Below are 13,566 nucleotides of genomic sequence, written 5' to 3' on the forward strand. Positions count from 1 at the left end.
GAGACTGACCCGGCGAGCAGGTGATCGCGTGGGTATAAACGAACGACACGTCCCGGCCAGGGAGGCGGAGCGGGCCCGGCTGGGTCTGCTCGAAACCGCGAGTGGCGGCCTGGGCGACGCGGAGCTGCTGCGGCTGGCGCTCGACCATCTGGTGGCCGGGCTGCAGGGCCTGGGCGGCATGGCACATCTGCGCAGGCCGGACGGGCTGGGGCTGCGGCTGGTGGCCACCAGCGGCCTCAGCGGTCCGCTGCTCAGGGCGTGGCAGACCCTCGAGTGGGGCGAGTCGGTCGCCCCGATGACCGCCTTCCACGGTGGCGCCGCCCTGTGGGCCGCCGACCCGGCCGACCGTGGCTCCCTCGCCCGGAGCATCCCGGCCGGTGTGTGCATGGCGGCCATCCCGGTGCCGATGAACTCCGGTCCGCCGCTCGCGGTGCTGTCGGTGCTGACGTCCACACCTCGGGCGGGGGACCCGGCCCAGCGCGATCTGGCCCGGACGGTCACCGGCTGGCTGGCCCAGCGGCTGCGGCTGCTGGCGACGGCCACGCCGGACTCCGGCCGGGTCCAGCTGCCGGAGGAGCCCCGGTCCGGCCCCTGGCTCCAGCAGGCGCTGCGTACGGCGCGGATCGGCGCCTGGGAGTGGGACCTCCGCGGCGCCACGCTGACCTGCGACGATCAGGCGCAGGCCCTGCTGGGATTCCCGCCCGGCACCTTCGACGGCCAGGTCAACACCTGGCTGGGCGCCATCCACCCCGAGGACATGCCCTGGGTGCAGGCGGTGTCCAGCGCCGAATCGCTGCGCGGCCGCAGCGAGTACAGCGTCGAATACCGGGTGCGGCAGCCCGGCGGGGCGTACCGCTGGGTGCAGGCCCGTGGGACCGTGGCCGCCCGGACGGACGGTGTTCCGGACCGGGTGGTCGGCACGCTGTGGGACATCACCGAGACCCGCCGCTCGCGGGACGCCTTCAGCCGCGCCCTCCAGTACATGGGCGACGGGTTCCTGGTGGTCGACGAGGACGGGCGGATCACATTCGGCAACGTCGAGGCCGAGCGTTTCCTCGGGGCCTCCGGGGAGCTGCGCGGCCGGGTGCTGTGGGAGCTGCCACGGGCGCGGGCGATCGGCGTGGAGCCCCGGTTCCGGCGGGCGGCGGCGGCCAGGGCGCCCATCGACTTCCATGCCCGCTGGCCGCGCAGCAACCGCTGGTACCACATCCGGCTGGTCCCGGTGCCCGACGGGATGACGGTGCACATCACGGACGTCACCGACCGCCGTGCGCTGGACGCCGAGCGCTCGGCCGCCGCCCATGCCGCCACCGAGCGCGCCACCCGGATCGCCGAGCTGACCAGCGCGTTCGCCGAGGCGCTGACCACGCGGGACGTGGTGAAGGCGGTGGCCGACCGGGTGCTGCCACCGTTCGGGGCGACCGGGCTGATCTGCCAGCTCATCGAGGAGAAGCGGCTGCGGGTGGTGGGTTCCACCGGCTATTCGGACACGTTCCTGAGCTTCCTCGACAACGTTCCCGTGCCGCCGGACGCCCCTGTCAACTCGCCCGTCACCCAGGTCCTCGGGTCCCGCAGCCCGCTCTTCATCTCCTCGCCCGAGGACTACGCGAAGCGCTTCCCCGAGGTGGTCGGCTATCTGCCGCTGAGCGAGAAGAAGGCCTGGGCGTTCCTCCCCCTGGTGGCCTCCGACCACCGGGCGGGCTACTGCGTCGTCTCCTTCGACCGGCCGCGCCACTTCGGCGAGGAGGAACGCACGCTGCTGACCGCGATCAGCGGGCTGGTCGCCCAGGCGCTGGAGCGGGCCCGCCTGTACGACGCCGAGCACACCCGCGCCCAGGAGCTGCAGCGCGGGCTGCTTCCCCGTACTCTGCCCGCGCTGCCCGCCGTCACGGCCGCCGCGCGCTATCTGCCCGCCGGGGAGGGCATGGAGGTGGGTGGCGACTGGTACGACCTGATCCCGCTGTCCGGGGAGCGGGTGGCGCTGGTCATCGGCGACGTCATGGGGCATGGGCTGTCCGAGGCGGCCACCATGGGGCGGCTGCGCACGGCCGTGCACACGCTGGCCGATCTGGAGCTGCCGCCCGATGAGCTGCTGACCCACCTCAACGATCTCGTGGGCGCGCTCGGCGATGACTTCTACGCCACGTGTCTGTACGCCATCTACGATCCGACCACCAGCGTCTGCGCCTTCGCGTGTGCGGGGCATCTGCCGCCCGCCATCATCCACCCCGACGGCACGGTGCACTCCCCCGGTTTCTCGCCCGACCCGCCGCTCGGCGCCGCGACCCCGCCGTTCGAGACCATCGAGGTGCAGCTGCCGGAGGACAGCATCCTGGTGCTGTGCACGGACGGGCTGATCGAGTCGGCGACGCGCGACATCGACCACGGCATGGCGTACCTCTCCCGCACCCTGGCCGGCGCGCTGGCCAGGACGCCGGACCTGCTGCCGCGTACGGGCGCCACCGGCAGCGGTCCGGAGGTGGACGGGGAAGACGGGCGTGTCCTCGGCCATCTCGACCGGCTGTGCGACACCCTCGTCGCCGCCCTGCTGCCCGAGCAGTCGCGCACCCAGGACGACGCGGCGCTGCTGGTGGCCCGGACACATTCGATGACCGCGGACAACATCGTGTCGTGGCGGCTGCCGGACGCGCCGATCGCCGCCGGGGAGGCCCGCCACCATGTGCGCGACCAGCTCGGGGCGTGGCAGCTGGACGAGCTGGCCATGACCACCGAGCTGCTGGTCAGCGAGCTGGTGGGCAATGTGGTCCGGCATGCCAAGGGCCCGATCAGGCTGCGCCTGCTGCGCAGCCGCAGCCTGATCTGCGAGGTGTCGGACGGTAGCCCCACCACGCCGCGCATCCGCCGGGCCTCCGACACCGACGAGGGCGGGCGCGGGCTCCAGCTGGTGTCCGCGCTCTCCCACCGCTGGGGCACCCGTTTCACCCCGACGGGCAAGTGCATCTGGGCGGAGCAGTCGCTGCCCGCGAGCTGACCGGCGAGGCGGCTCAGGCGGCCGGGCGGCCGGACACCTCGTGGGCCAGCTCCTCGATGTCGGCGGCGGTGGTCCGGTCCGGGTCGCCCACGGTCATCCGGGAGGTTCCGGCGGGCAGTCCACGGGCCGTCTGGGCGCGCTTGATCCGGCCGATGCTGGGGCCGAGGAGGCCGACCGTATGGTCCACCCGGTCCTGGAGGGCGGCGAGCCGGGCCGGGTCGGTGGTGTCGTCGCGCAGCGCCGACGCCAGGTCGAGGAAGGGTTCGGGGAAGGCGGCCGAGCAGCCGGAGACCACTCCGGCGCCACCGGCGGCCAGGACGTCGGCGAGCCGCTGGTCGTTGCCCGAGTAGACCTCGAAACCCTCGGGGAGTTCGGCGCGGTACGCGGCCACCTCGGTCGAGGGCGTGCCGCTGAGCTTGACCCCGGCCAGCCCGCAGGAGGCGGCCAGTTTGCCGAACTCCACCGGCCCGACCGTCAGCCCGCTGCGCTCGGGGAAGAGATACGCGTACAGCTGGGCGTCGGGGGCGGCGAGCCGGATGCGGCCGAAGTACGTCTCGAGTTCATCGGCGCTCGCGGGCAGGTAGTACGGGGTGAGCGCGGCGATGCGGCGGACACCGGCCGCGACGGCGGCCCGGGTGAGCCGGACGGCGGTGTGCGCGTCGGCGGCGCCGATGTGCGCGATCACGCCATCGGCGCCCGCTTCCTGCAGGGCGGTCTCGACCAGCAGCAGCCGTTCGCCCTCGCTCAGCGCGGGGAACTCTCCGGTGGTTCCGGCCACGAGCAGCTGTCCGGTGGTGCGGGCGGCGAAGCCGTACTGGGCGCGTGCCGCGTCCAGGTCGAGATCCCCACTCGGGGTGAACGGCGTGGTGAGCGCGGTGACGACGGTGCGCTGGCGGTCCATGGGCCTGACTCCTCACTCGGAAAACCGTTATCCGTTTTCGGTTAACCGTTGACAGCGATCGTAACCGTGGCGAAAACTCATGCCACCCCCCAGGGCCCCACAACATCACTCCAGGAGCCGCATGTGATGTCCGAACATCTCGTGACCCTGTACCACCTGAACGATCTCGGCGCCGACGAGCTGCGTCGGCTACTGCCCGGCCACCCCGATCTGCGCATCACCGAGATCGGGCCGGACGAGGATCCGCACGACCACCGGGAAGCGCTCGCCGACGCCACCGTGGTGCTCGCCCCACTGGAGAAGGAGCGCAGGATCTCCGCGGAGCTGCTCGACGGGATGCGGCGCTGCCGCCTCGTGCAGTCGGTGGCCGTCGGCTTCGACGGCGTCGACCACCACGCCGCCGCAGAGCGCTCGATACCGGTCGCGAACCTCCCCGGCTTCAACACCGACGCCGTGGCCGACTGGACCGTGGGCGCCCTGCTCTCCCTCCTGCGCCGCTACGCGGCCGGTCACGCGAAGATCGAGGACGGCGGCTGGGGGCCCGAGGGGCTGCGGGGGCGCGATCTGTCCGCCCTCACCGTGGGCATCGCCGGGTTCGGCAGCATCGGCCGCGCTGTCGCGCGCCGCCTCGACGGGTTCGGCAGCGACGTCCTGGTGCACGACCCGGTGCCGTCCGAGCCGGACCGTACGTATGTGAGCCTGGCCGACCTCGCCGCCCGCTCCGATGTGCTGACCCTGCACATGCCGCTGAACGAGGCCACCCGTGGTGTCGTCGGGGAGGATCTGCTGTCCCGGATGCCCCGCGGCGGCTATGTCCTCAACGCCGGACGTGGCGGTGTACTGGACGAGGACGCGCTGGTCAGGGCGCTGGACTCGGGGCAGCTCGCGGGCGCCGCGCTCGATGTGTTCGCCGAGGAGCCGCTGCCCGCCGACTCCCCGTTGCGCGGCCGGTCCGATGTGCTGCTCACCCCGCACACGGCCGGGGTGACGGTCGAGGCGTACCACGCCATCCGGGCGCGGCTGGTGGAGAGCGTGGACCGGGTGCTGTCGGGCGAGGCCCCGCGCAATGTGGTCAACGGTGTCATCAGCGGCAGCGGCGGCGTCCGGCCGTCCGCGGGGGTATGAGCACCATGGCTCTCGGCAAGACCTCGGTAGAGGCCCCCGTCACCGCCGCACCCCAGAGACCGGGGAGACGCGTCGGCAAGGTCCGCTTCGTCGTCCTCGGGCTGCTGTTCGCGGGCATCACCATCAACTACATCGACCGCGCCACGCTCAGCGTCGCGCTGCCGCACATCACCGATGACCTCGGCCTGTCCGACGGGGTCGGCGGGCTGCTGCTGTCGGCGTTCTTCTGGACGTACGCCTTCGGGCAGATGCCCGGCGGCTGGCTCGCCGACAAGGTCGGCCCGCGCATCATGCTCGCGATCGCCAGCCTGTGGTGGGGGCTGGCCACCGCGGCCATGGGCATGGCCCGCGGCGTGGCGTCCCTGGTGGGGCTGCGCGCCCTGCTCGGCCTCGGCGAGGCCCCCAGCTTCCCGTCCAGCGCCAAGGTGGTCTCCCGCTGGTTCCCGGCCTCCGAGCGCAGCTTCGCCTCGGCGACCTTCAACAACGGGAACGCGGTCGGCGGCGCCCTGTCCATTCCGCTGGTCACCCTGGTGGTCACCGGTCTCGGCTGGCGCTGGGCGTTCGCCATCGCGGGCGGTCTCGGTGTGCTGTGGGCGCTGGGCTGGTGGCTCTACTACCGCGACCCGGAGGAACACCGGAGCCTCGGCGCCGCGGAGCGGGAGTACATCGAGTCGGGGCAGGAGCAGGAGACGGCCGAGGAGGCCGCGGCGAGCGCCCGGATCGGCTGGCGGGACCTGTTCCGCTTCCGGATGATCTGGGCGATGATGCTCGGCTTCTTCTGCGTCAACTTCGTCGCGTACTTCTTCATCACCTGGTTCCCGACGTATCTGGTGGACGAATACCACCTCGACGCGCTGTCCTTCGGGTTCCTCGGCATGATTCCCGGCATCGCGTCCATGCTGGGCGGCTGGAGCGGCGGACTGTTCTCCGACTGGCTGGTGCGGCGTGGCACCGAGCGGACGAAGGCGCGGAAGATCCCGCTGGTCGGCGGGTTGCTGGGCACCTCGGTGATCGCACTCGCGGTCATCTCACCGGGTGTCGGCACGGCGCTGACCGCGCTGTCGGTCTCCTACTTCTGTTCCACCTTCGCGGCGGCCAGCGTCTGGGCACTGCCCGCCGACGTGGCCCCGACGGCCGCACACGTCGGCTCGATCGCCGGGATCCAGAACACGGCGGCCAACATCGCCGGAATCCTCTCCCCGCTGCTGCTCGGTGTGCTCAAGGGCATCACCCACTCGTTCATGCTGCCCCTGACCCTGGCGGGGGGTGTGGCCCTGCTCGGCGCCGCCACCTACGCGTTCCTGCTGCCGAAGGTCGAACGCCTGAAGATGGCGGAGTGAGGAGCGCATCGGAGTGAGGGGACGGGGAGCCCCCGCCGCGCCCCGGTGAAGGGGGCGCGGCGGGGACCCGGATCGGTCAGCGCTCGTTCTCGTGGAGGAGTGAACGCACCATGCGACACGTGGCGTTGGACGGCGGGTGCACACCGATCCGGACCGCGGTGGCACGTATCTTGCGGTTACGCGCCTGCTCGGGGCGGTACACACCGGAGTTGAGCAGGGCGATGGCCAGGCGCATGGCCTTCAGCCGGCGGTTGTGGGTCTCGTACCACTCGCGCGGACGCCCGGCGGGCATGCGCTTCTTCGGCAGGGTCGTAAAGCTCGGCAGGTCCGGAAGAGGGGTTACGGCAGCGGCCATCGGCATCCTCCTGGGACGGTCGGTCACGCTCTCTTTCAATGCCTCCATTCTACGATGGGGCACTGACAAAGGCCCCTGGTCAGGCGCCACGTGACCGGGATTCGACGGGCGTGGCGGGAGGGGGCTCGCGGTACGGTTGCGCCATGGAGATCTGGATCAATCCGGCGTGCTCGAAGTGCCGCAGCGCGCTCAGTGTGCTCGACGCCGAGGGGGCCGGTTACACCGTCCGCCGCTACCTCGACGACGTACCGAGCCAGGACGAGATCCGCGGCGTACTGGCCCGGCTCGGACTCGAACCGTGGGACATCACGCGGACGCAGGAAGCCGTGGCGAAGGAGCTGGGGCTGAAGGACTGGCCGCGCGACGAGAGCGCGCGCGACCGCTGGATCGCGGCGCTGGCCGAACACCCCAAGCTGATCCAGCGGCCGATCATCACCGCCGACGACGGTTCCGCGGTGGTGGGCCGTACGGAGGAGGCGGTACGGGACGCGCTGTCGCGCTCCACGGGGCGATGACCGCACCCCACAGAACCCCTTGGGCCCTGGCCCCGTGCCGCACACGGGGACCAGGGCCCAAGGCTATGGGTCCACAGGCTACGGAACCCTGCCTCAGCGGCCCCGGCCGGTGGTCGGCTGCGGGCGCAGCAGGAACCGCTGTGTCTTGCCGCTGGACGTCTTGGGCAGCTCATCCACGAAGTGGATCCGCCGCGGGTACGCGTGCTTGGCGAACCGGTCCCTGACGATCTGCTGCAGCTCGGTGGCGAGCGCCTCGCCGGGCGTGGCACCGGGACGCAGGACGACGAAGGCCTCGATGACCTCGCCGTACTCGTCGTGCGGGATGCCCACCGCGGCCGCCTCCGCCACGGCGTCGTGCTCCTGCAGCACGCTCTCCACCTCGAAGGGGCCGATGCGGTAGCCCGCCATCAGGATGATGTCGTCGCCGCGCCCGGAGAAGAACAGATCGCCCTCCTCGTCCTGCGCCGCGGTGTCGCCGGTGTAGAACCACCGCCCGTCGGGGCTGAACTTCTCGGCGGTGCGCTCCGGAGAGCCGAGGTAGCCCTTGAACCACATCAGCGGGCTGCCCGCGATGTCGATCGCCACCCGGCCGGGGACGCCCGTCGCCGCCTCGGCGGAGTTGGTGTCCTCGCGCAGAATCTTCACCGACCAACCGGGCATGGCACGGCCCATGGAGCCGGTCTTGAGGTCGGTGCGCAGCGTCTGATGCCAGGCGTGGGTGATGACCATGCCGGTCTCGGTCAGGCCGTAGTGGTCGCGTACGGGGACGCCGAGCGTCTCCCGCGCCCAGTCCACGACGTCCGTGGGCAGCGGTTCACCGGCCGCGGAGCAGCAGCGCAGCCGCAGGTCGCCGGGGGCGCCGCCGGACGCGCGCAGCTTGCGGTAGACGGTGGGCCCGGCGGTGAAGTTGGTGACGCCGTAGCGGGAGAGCACGTTCCAGGTGTCCTCGGCGGAGAACAGGCTGCTGAACAGCAGGCTGCGGCGGCCGAGGGCGAGCGGCCCGATGATGGCGTAGTACAGGCCGTACGCCCATCCCGGGTCGGCGGCGTTCCAGAACACGTCGGTGGGCTGGTGGTCCAGGCCGAACTCCTGGTACATCGCGAAGCCCGCGACGGCGTTCAGCGGGATCGGCACGGCCTTCGGGGAGCCCGCCGTGCCGGAGGTGAACAGCTCCACGATGGTGGCGTCGCCGCCCACCGCCACCGGCTCGGGCTGCGGGTCGTGCGACTCCAGCAGCTCGGAGAAGGCGAGGTCGGTGCCGGTGGCCGGGCCGGTCGTGATGATCTGCCAGGGCCGCTCGCCGGGGAAACCGGCTTCCGGGTCCAGCTTCGGGCGCTGGTCGGCGTCGGTGATCACAGCCTTGGTGCCGTTGCCGGTGGTGCGCAAGGCGATGGCAGGCGGGGCGAACGCGGTGAACAGCGGCACCTGGACGGCCCCGAGCCGCCACACGGCGAGGGACACGATGAGCAGTTCGGCGGACTTGCCCATCAGGGTGGCGACCCGGTCACCGGCCCCGACACCCAGGGCGGCCAGGGCACTCGCCATGCGCGACGAACGGTCGCGGAGCTGGCCGAACGTCATGTCATGGCTGGTCAGATCCTTGCTCACCACGGTGAACGCCACGGCGTCGGCCGGATGCCGGTCGCACAGCAGGTACGCGGTGCACGCCGCTGGCTCACCGAAGGTCTTGAGCAGGTCAGCCATGCGCTGTTCTGGGCTGGTCAAGAGGGCTCCTTGGACTGGTTTTCCACACGTCGCGCCATACAGGAGGCGGCGGCAGCCTTCCCGTTGGCCTGTACACGCTATCGCGCTTTTCGGCGTGGCTCCGCAGCCGTGTGCGGTGGGATTCCGGCTCGTCAACGGCTCGTCAGCGGCTCGTCAATGACTCATCGGCGGCTCATCGGCGCAGTGTGCACACGCGGGTTTCCTTCGCGGACGCCACAGCGGCACTCTGGCGTCACCTCGGGCCCCGGCCTACCGTGGCAGCGGTAGTCATACCTCGCACGGCTGGTCATTCTGAGCAAAACTTCCCGGACAAGAGGTGAGCCTTGTTCCTCCGCCGAAGACGAGTCCGTCGATTAACGGTCGTCGCCACGCTTTTCGCCGCCCTGGCCGCCGTCGCTGCCGGGCCCGCGGGGGCCATCCCCGACCGTACGCCGAGCGCCCGGCCGCCCCTCGTCGAGCCGATCGACCCGCAGCGCTGGCGCAACCCCGACGACATGACGTGGGCCGACTACCGCGCGGTCCCCGGCACCCGCTGGGCCGACCCCGATGTCGAGCCCACCCAGCGCACCTTCAAGGGCGCGCTGGTGCTCCTCGACTACCCGGACGAGGAGTTCACGGTCAGCCAGCCCGCGGGCTCGACGCTGTTCGGCAACCCGCAGCCGTCCGCCTCCGGGATACCGCGCGACCGCCTGCCCCAGTTCTACGAGGACTTCCTCAACAAGCCCGGCGCACTCAACAACGGCCACACCATCAACGAGTACTGGATGGAGGACTCCGGTGGCCGCATCGGCGTCGACCTGACGGCCTTCGGCGTGTACCGCATGCCGTCGAAGTCCTACCAGTACGGGGTGGAGGACTCGATGAACCCGGGCGCCTGCCCGACCGGGGACACCTGTGGCAAGGACATCCGGGCCGACGCGAAGGCGGCCTGGACCGCAGACGCGGGCGCCGAGGAGACCGGGAAGTTCGACTTCGTCTTCTACCTCGCCGCCGGGCAGGACGAGTCGTCCACCTGGCAGGAGTTCGGGCAGATGAAGTTCGCCGACCGGCAGGACGTACCGGCCGTATGGGGCCCGCCGGTTCCCATCGGGAGCGGGAGCAACGCGGCGGCGACCCGCTACGTACCGTGGACGTCGTGGCAGGCTGCGGCCCGTATCTGGCCCAACGCGACGGACGGCTCGTCGCTCCAGACCGAAAGCTCCGGCATGGCCGTGTACGCCCATGAACTCAGCCACATCCTGGGCATAGGCGACAACTACAACAACCCCTACGGCACTCCCCTCAGCCGCGCCTACACCGGCATCTGGGGCATGCTCTCCCGTGGCACGTTCAACGGCCCCGGCGGCCCGCACACCCGGTGGCAGATTCCCGCCACCGCCGGCGGCTCGATGGGCGCCCAGCATGTGCTGCGCGACAAGCTGAAGCTGGGCATCGTGGACGAGAAGAACGTCCTGCGGCTGGACCGGGACACGCTGAAGGACTCCGGACTCGCCGTCGCCCGGGTCACGGCACGCTCCGCGCCACCGGGAGAGCAGGGGCTCGCGGGCGTCAACATCACCCTGGGCAGCGACCTCTCGCCGTCCTGCGACCGGAAAACCGACCCGCTGTGCGACGGCGGTGGCTACGACAACTACACCGTCGAGGTCGTGGACCGCATGGGCATGGACTCGTTCACCCCGGACAACGGCGTGCTGATCAGCAAGACGAAGAACAAGGATCAGGCCCCGTTCGCCTGGGTGATCGACGCCCACCCCGAGGACATCGACATGGTGGACTTCCAGCGCCCCGACGGCACCACGCAGAAGATCACCATGGGCGACTACCGGCAGCTCAGCGACGCGCTCTTCCACGCCGGGGCCGACTCCGGCAGCCAGTACGAGTACACCGACAAGGCCAACCGGCTGCACTTCTACGTCCTCGACCTGAAGCGCGACCGGTCCGGGGTGCTCTCGTACACCATCGCCATCCGCTCCCTGGACGGCTCCGGGCCGCAGCGGCGTGGCGTCGACCTGGACCGTGGCGAGGCGCGGGGCAACCCCTCGAAGGGCCGCGCCACCTGCACCTTCGACCTCGCCAACACCGGCCGCGCCGGAAACGCCGGTGCCCGTCTGGACTCGGACGTCTACCGGCTGTCGGCCTCGGCCACCGGCCGTGGCTGGTCCGCGTGGCTGCCCAACCAGCTCGCCACCGCCAAGGCCGGAACCTCGGTCGACGTGGGCGTGGCCGTGACCGCGAAGAGCGGGGCCGACCGGCACGGCAAGGTCGTCCTCACCGCCCGCTCCGAGAGCGACCCGCGCAAGACGGCCAAGGCCACGTGCGCGCTGCGCACCCGGTGATGACGGCATCATGAGGGCGGCCCGCCGGGAAGACCGGCGGGCCGCTCCCGTACGTACGTCAGCCACCAGCAGTCAGCCGTCAGGCGGACTCGATCGGCACTCGCAGGGTGTCCGGCTCACAGCCGTGCGTCCCGGCGACGATCCGCGCCGCGCCCATGGTCAGCGGCACCAGGCTCTGCTGGTCCACCTTGTCGGGGGTGTCCCTCGGGTCGAAGATGTACATCGGCGTGGTGATCAGCTGCACCAGCGGCACGCCCGTGTAGTAGAAGTACGCGCCGTCGGTGGCCGGGTTCGGTGCGAAGGCGGTCGGCGACAGGATCCATGAGCGGCGCAGATCCTCGGCCGCGATCGAATCGGCCACCAGCCGCTCCAGCGCGGGCGCCTGCGTGGTGAACCACCAGCGCACCTCCGGATCGTCGGTGGGCACGACCTCGCCGTCGACCACGACGGCCTGGCGCGCCGCGTGCTCCAGATGCATTTCGAGGACGACCTGCGGGAACAGCTCCGGATGCGCCGCGATGAACGCCTGGGTGCCCGCGGCCCCGGCCATATGGCCCGACGTCAGCAGGAACAGCATGTTGTGCGGGCGCAGCTCCTGTGGCACCGAAGCCCAGAACCTGGCCTGCGCCAGGACGAGCGCCACCCCTGACGCGTCCTCCACCGCCGAGGCCCACGGTCCGTCGTGGTGTGACCCGATGATCACCCAGTGGTCCGAGGCGCCGGGCAGGGTGCCCACCACATTGTGGGTGGTCTCCTCGGTGAGGGTGGCGTCGGAGATGATCCGGCCCTCGCACGCGCCGGAAGCCATCAGCTCGCGGACCCGTTCACCGTCGCTGCCGCTCAGCCAGATACCGGGGATCGAGCGCGGCTCGGCGTCATAGGGCCAGTAGAAGTCGCTGGTCTCCCAGGGCAGACCGGTGAGCAGCCCGACGTAGGCCGTCGCCCCGTCCTTGATGGCGATGTCGAAGTCCAGCACATGCGGAAGGTCGAACGGCACGGTCTGGACCAGGTCGGGGAAGACGCCCTCGGGGTCGTAGGCATCGGTGGCCCGGGCCTGCACCTCCGTCTGCGGCAGCTGGGTGAAGCCGATCTCCTGGACGGCGATGCCACCGCCCACCTCCCCGTCCTCCATCCGCACCAGCCGCCCTTCGGTGCCCTCGGTGGGGGTGGTGTACGGCAGGGCGAGTCCGGTGAAGCGGGTGACCGCCCCGGGGCGGTCGGCGGGCCAGATCTCGAAGGCGGCGGACCTCGGCCGCCACACCGGCGTGTCCAGCGGCTCCAGCCGGACGTCCTCAAGACCGGTTTCCCGGAACTGTTCGGCGGCCCACTCCTCGGTCCAGCTGTCGGCGGAATAGCCCGCCCGGCGAATACCTTGGCTGACGATCAGTTCGATCCAGCCCATCATCTCCTTCGAGGTGGGTGCCTGATCGACGTATTTCTCCAGCGCCTGCCAGCCGCTCATCGCCATCCTCATCCTCCTTCGTCCCGGCGTCCGGCTTCATGCTCGGCGGCCGGTCTAAAGCTGGGCTAATGAGGCGCGGCGCCAAGCCACGCGTTAGAGCACCTTTAGGGACGGCGCAAATGATGGTCGCCGTATCCGCTCCAGGGCTTGCAGGTGACTCAGCCGCAGGTCAGCGCCCGATCAACCCAATGACCGATGGGAGTTGCGTATGCGTACCCGGAAGGCAGTGCACACAGGCCTTGTCGCCGTGGGTCTCGTGGCGTTCGCCGTCACTCCGGTGAGCGCCGTGCCCGACGCGGGCGACGCGGGCGACAAGCCGTCGCGTCCCGCGAACCCGCTGCCCGCACCGCCCCAGATGCGCGCGCTGGACTTCCTCCTCGGGTCCTACACCTGCGACTACACACCTCCACCGGGCAGCCAGGCGGCGGTGATGCACCTGACCACGAAGCGGGTGATGGGCGGGCATTACTACTACACCGACGCGACCATGGAACCCGGCCATCTGGTCGGCCGGTCGTCGTTCGGCTGGGATCCCGTGGACAGAAAGTTCATCGTCCAGTACCACGACAACTGGGGATCCTCCGCGAATTACTCCTCGCCCGGCTGGCGGAACGGCCACCTGGTGTTCAAGGGGCCGCTCAGCCAGGTGGTCACGCCCAGCGCCACCGGAAAGACCGAAGGCGTGAACATGGACGTGGTGGACGATTACCAGGTGCTCGGTCCGGGACATTTCAAGGACTCCACCAGCTTCACCTTCTCCGACGGAACAACGTTGCGGGGCAGTTACGACTGCCGTCGCCGCTAGCGGTTCGATG

10 protein-coding genes are annotated in these 13,566 nt (G+C 70.9%); 6 read left to right on the forward strand and 4 right to left on the reverse strand.

Annotation, left to right across the window (positions count from 1 at the left end; genetic code table 11):
* The first annotated feature begins 28 nt into the window (after window positions 1-28).
* Window positions 29-2,992: a SpoIIE family protein phosphatase gene (locus ACWC5C_RS15185; RefSeq protein WP_450875845.1), complete on the forward strand. Its 2,964-nt coding sequence runs from the start codon at window positions 29-31 to the stop codon at window positions 2,990-2,992.
* Window positions 2,993-3,005: 13 nt separating this feature from the next.
* On the opposite strand, the gene ACWC5C_RS15190 is transcribed toward ACWC5C_RS15185, so the two are convergent.
* Complete coding sequence (locus ACWC5C_RS15190) at window positions 3,006-3,893, reverse strand: dihydrodipicolinate synthase family protein (RefSeq protein WP_450875846.1); 888 nt, start codon at window positions 3,891-3,893, stop codon at window positions 3,006-3,008.
* A 126-nt stretch (window positions 3,894-4,019) separates the two neighbouring features.
* Here ACWC5C_RS15190 and ACWC5C_RS15195 point away from each other — a divergent pair, with 126 nt between their 5' ends.
* Together ACWC5C_RS15195 and ACWC5C_RS15200 are read left to right on the forward strand one after the other, a co-directional pair.
* On the forward strand, window positions 4,020-5,018 hold the full coding sequence (locus tag ACWC5C_RS15195; RefSeq protein WP_450875847.1) for a 2-hydroxyacid dehydrogenase: 999 nt from the start codon (window positions 4,020-4,022) through the stop codon (window positions 5,016-5,018).
* Window positions 5,015-6,358 carry an MFS transporter gene (locus tag ACWC5C_RS15200; RefSeq protein ID WP_450875848.1) on the forward strand — a complete coding sequence of 448 codons (1,344 nt, stop codon included), beginning with the start codon at window positions 5,015-5,017 and terminating at the stop codon, window positions 6,356-6,358. The genes ACWC5C_RS15195 and ACWC5C_RS15200 overlap by 4 nt, the downstream gene beginning before the upstream one ends.
* Window positions 6,359-6,434: 76 nt before the next feature.
* On the opposite strand, the gene ACWC5C_RS15205 is transcribed toward ACWC5C_RS15200, so the two are convergent.
* On the reverse strand, window positions 6,435-6,719 hold the full coding sequence (locus ACWC5C_RS15205) for a hypothetical protein (protein WP_385439303.1): 285 nt from the start codon (window positions 6,717-6,719) through the stop codon (window positions 6,435-6,437).
* A gap of 137 nt (window positions 6,720-6,856) precedes the next feature.
* On the opposite strand from ACWC5C_RS15205, the gene ACWC5C_RS15210 reads away from it, so the two are divergent.
* On the forward strand, window positions 6,857-7,228 hold the full coding sequence (locus ACWC5C_RS15210; RefSeq protein ID WP_450875849.1) for an arsenate reductase family protein: 372 nt from the start codon (window positions 6,857-6,859) through the stop codon (window positions 7,226-7,228).
* Window positions 7,229-7,321: 93 nt separating this feature from the next.
* Here ACWC5C_RS15210 and ACWC5C_RS15215 read toward each other — a convergent pair whose 3' ends face one another.
* Window positions 7,322-8,953 carry an AMP-binding protein gene (locus tag ACWC5C_RS15215; protein WP_450875850.1) on the reverse strand — a complete coding sequence of 544 codons (1,632 nt, stop codon included), beginning with the start codon at window positions 8,951-8,953 and terminating at the stop codon, window positions 7,322-7,324.
* 323 nt (window positions 8,954-9,276) lie between these two features.
* Here ACWC5C_RS15215 and ACWC5C_RS15220 point away from each other — a divergent pair, with 323 nt between their 5' ends.
* On the forward strand, window positions 9,277-11,289 hold the full coding sequence (locus tag ACWC5C_RS15220) for a M6 family metalloprotease domain-containing protein (RefSeq protein WP_450875851.1): 2,013 nt from the start codon (window positions 9,277-9,279) through the stop codon (window positions 11,287-11,289).
* A gap of 79 nt (window positions 11,290-11,368) precedes the next feature.
* Here ACWC5C_RS15220 and ACWC5C_RS15225 read toward each other — a convergent pair whose 3' ends face one another.
* Window positions 11,369-12,757 carry a M28 family metallopeptidase gene (locus ACWC5C_RS15225; RefSeq protein WP_450875852.1) on the reverse strand — a complete coding sequence of 463 codons (1,389 nt, stop codon included), beginning with the start codon at window positions 12,755-12,757 and terminating at the stop codon, window positions 11,369-11,371.
* A 220-nt stretch (window positions 12,758-12,977) separates the two neighbouring features.
* On the opposite strand from ACWC5C_RS15225, the gene ACWC5C_RS15230 reads away from it, so the two are divergent.
* A complete protein-coding gene (locus ACWC5C_RS15230; protein WP_450875853.1) occupies window positions 12,978-13,556 on the forward strand; it encodes a hypothetical protein in 579 nt (192 codons plus the stop codon).
* Window positions 13,557-13,566 lie beyond the last annotated feature (10 nt).

The sequence above is a fragment of the Streptomyces sp. NPDC001700 genome, assembly GCF_053596435.1.

Excerpts from the sequence above, each read along its gene's own strand:
- ACWC5C_RS15200 (WP_450875848.1), top strand. The coding sequence starts at position 5,015 with ATGAGCACCATGGCTCTCGGCAAGACCTCGGTAGAGGCCCCCGTCACC.
- ACWC5C_RS15190 (WP_450875846.1), bottom strand. The coding sequence starts at position 3,893 with ATGGACCGCCAGCGCACCGTCGTCACCGCGCTCACCACGCCGTTCACC.
- ACWC5C_RS15195 (WP_450875847.1), top strand. The coding sequence starts at position 4,020 with ATGTCCGAACATCTCGTGACCCTGTACCACCTGAACGATCTCGGCGCC.
- ACWC5C_RS15225 (WP_450875852.1), bottom strand. The coding sequence starts at position 12,757 with ATGGCGATGAGCGGCTGGCAGGCGCTGGAGAAATACGTCGATCAGGCA.
- ACWC5C_RS15205 (WP_385439303.1), bottom strand. The coding sequence starts at position 6,719 with ATGCCGATGGCCGCTGCCGTAACCCCTCTTCCGGACCTGCCGAGCTTT.
- ACWC5C_RS15210 (WP_450875849.1), top strand. The coding sequence starts at position 6,857 with ATGGAGATCTGGATCAATCCGGCGTGCTCGAAGTGCCGCAGCGCGCTC.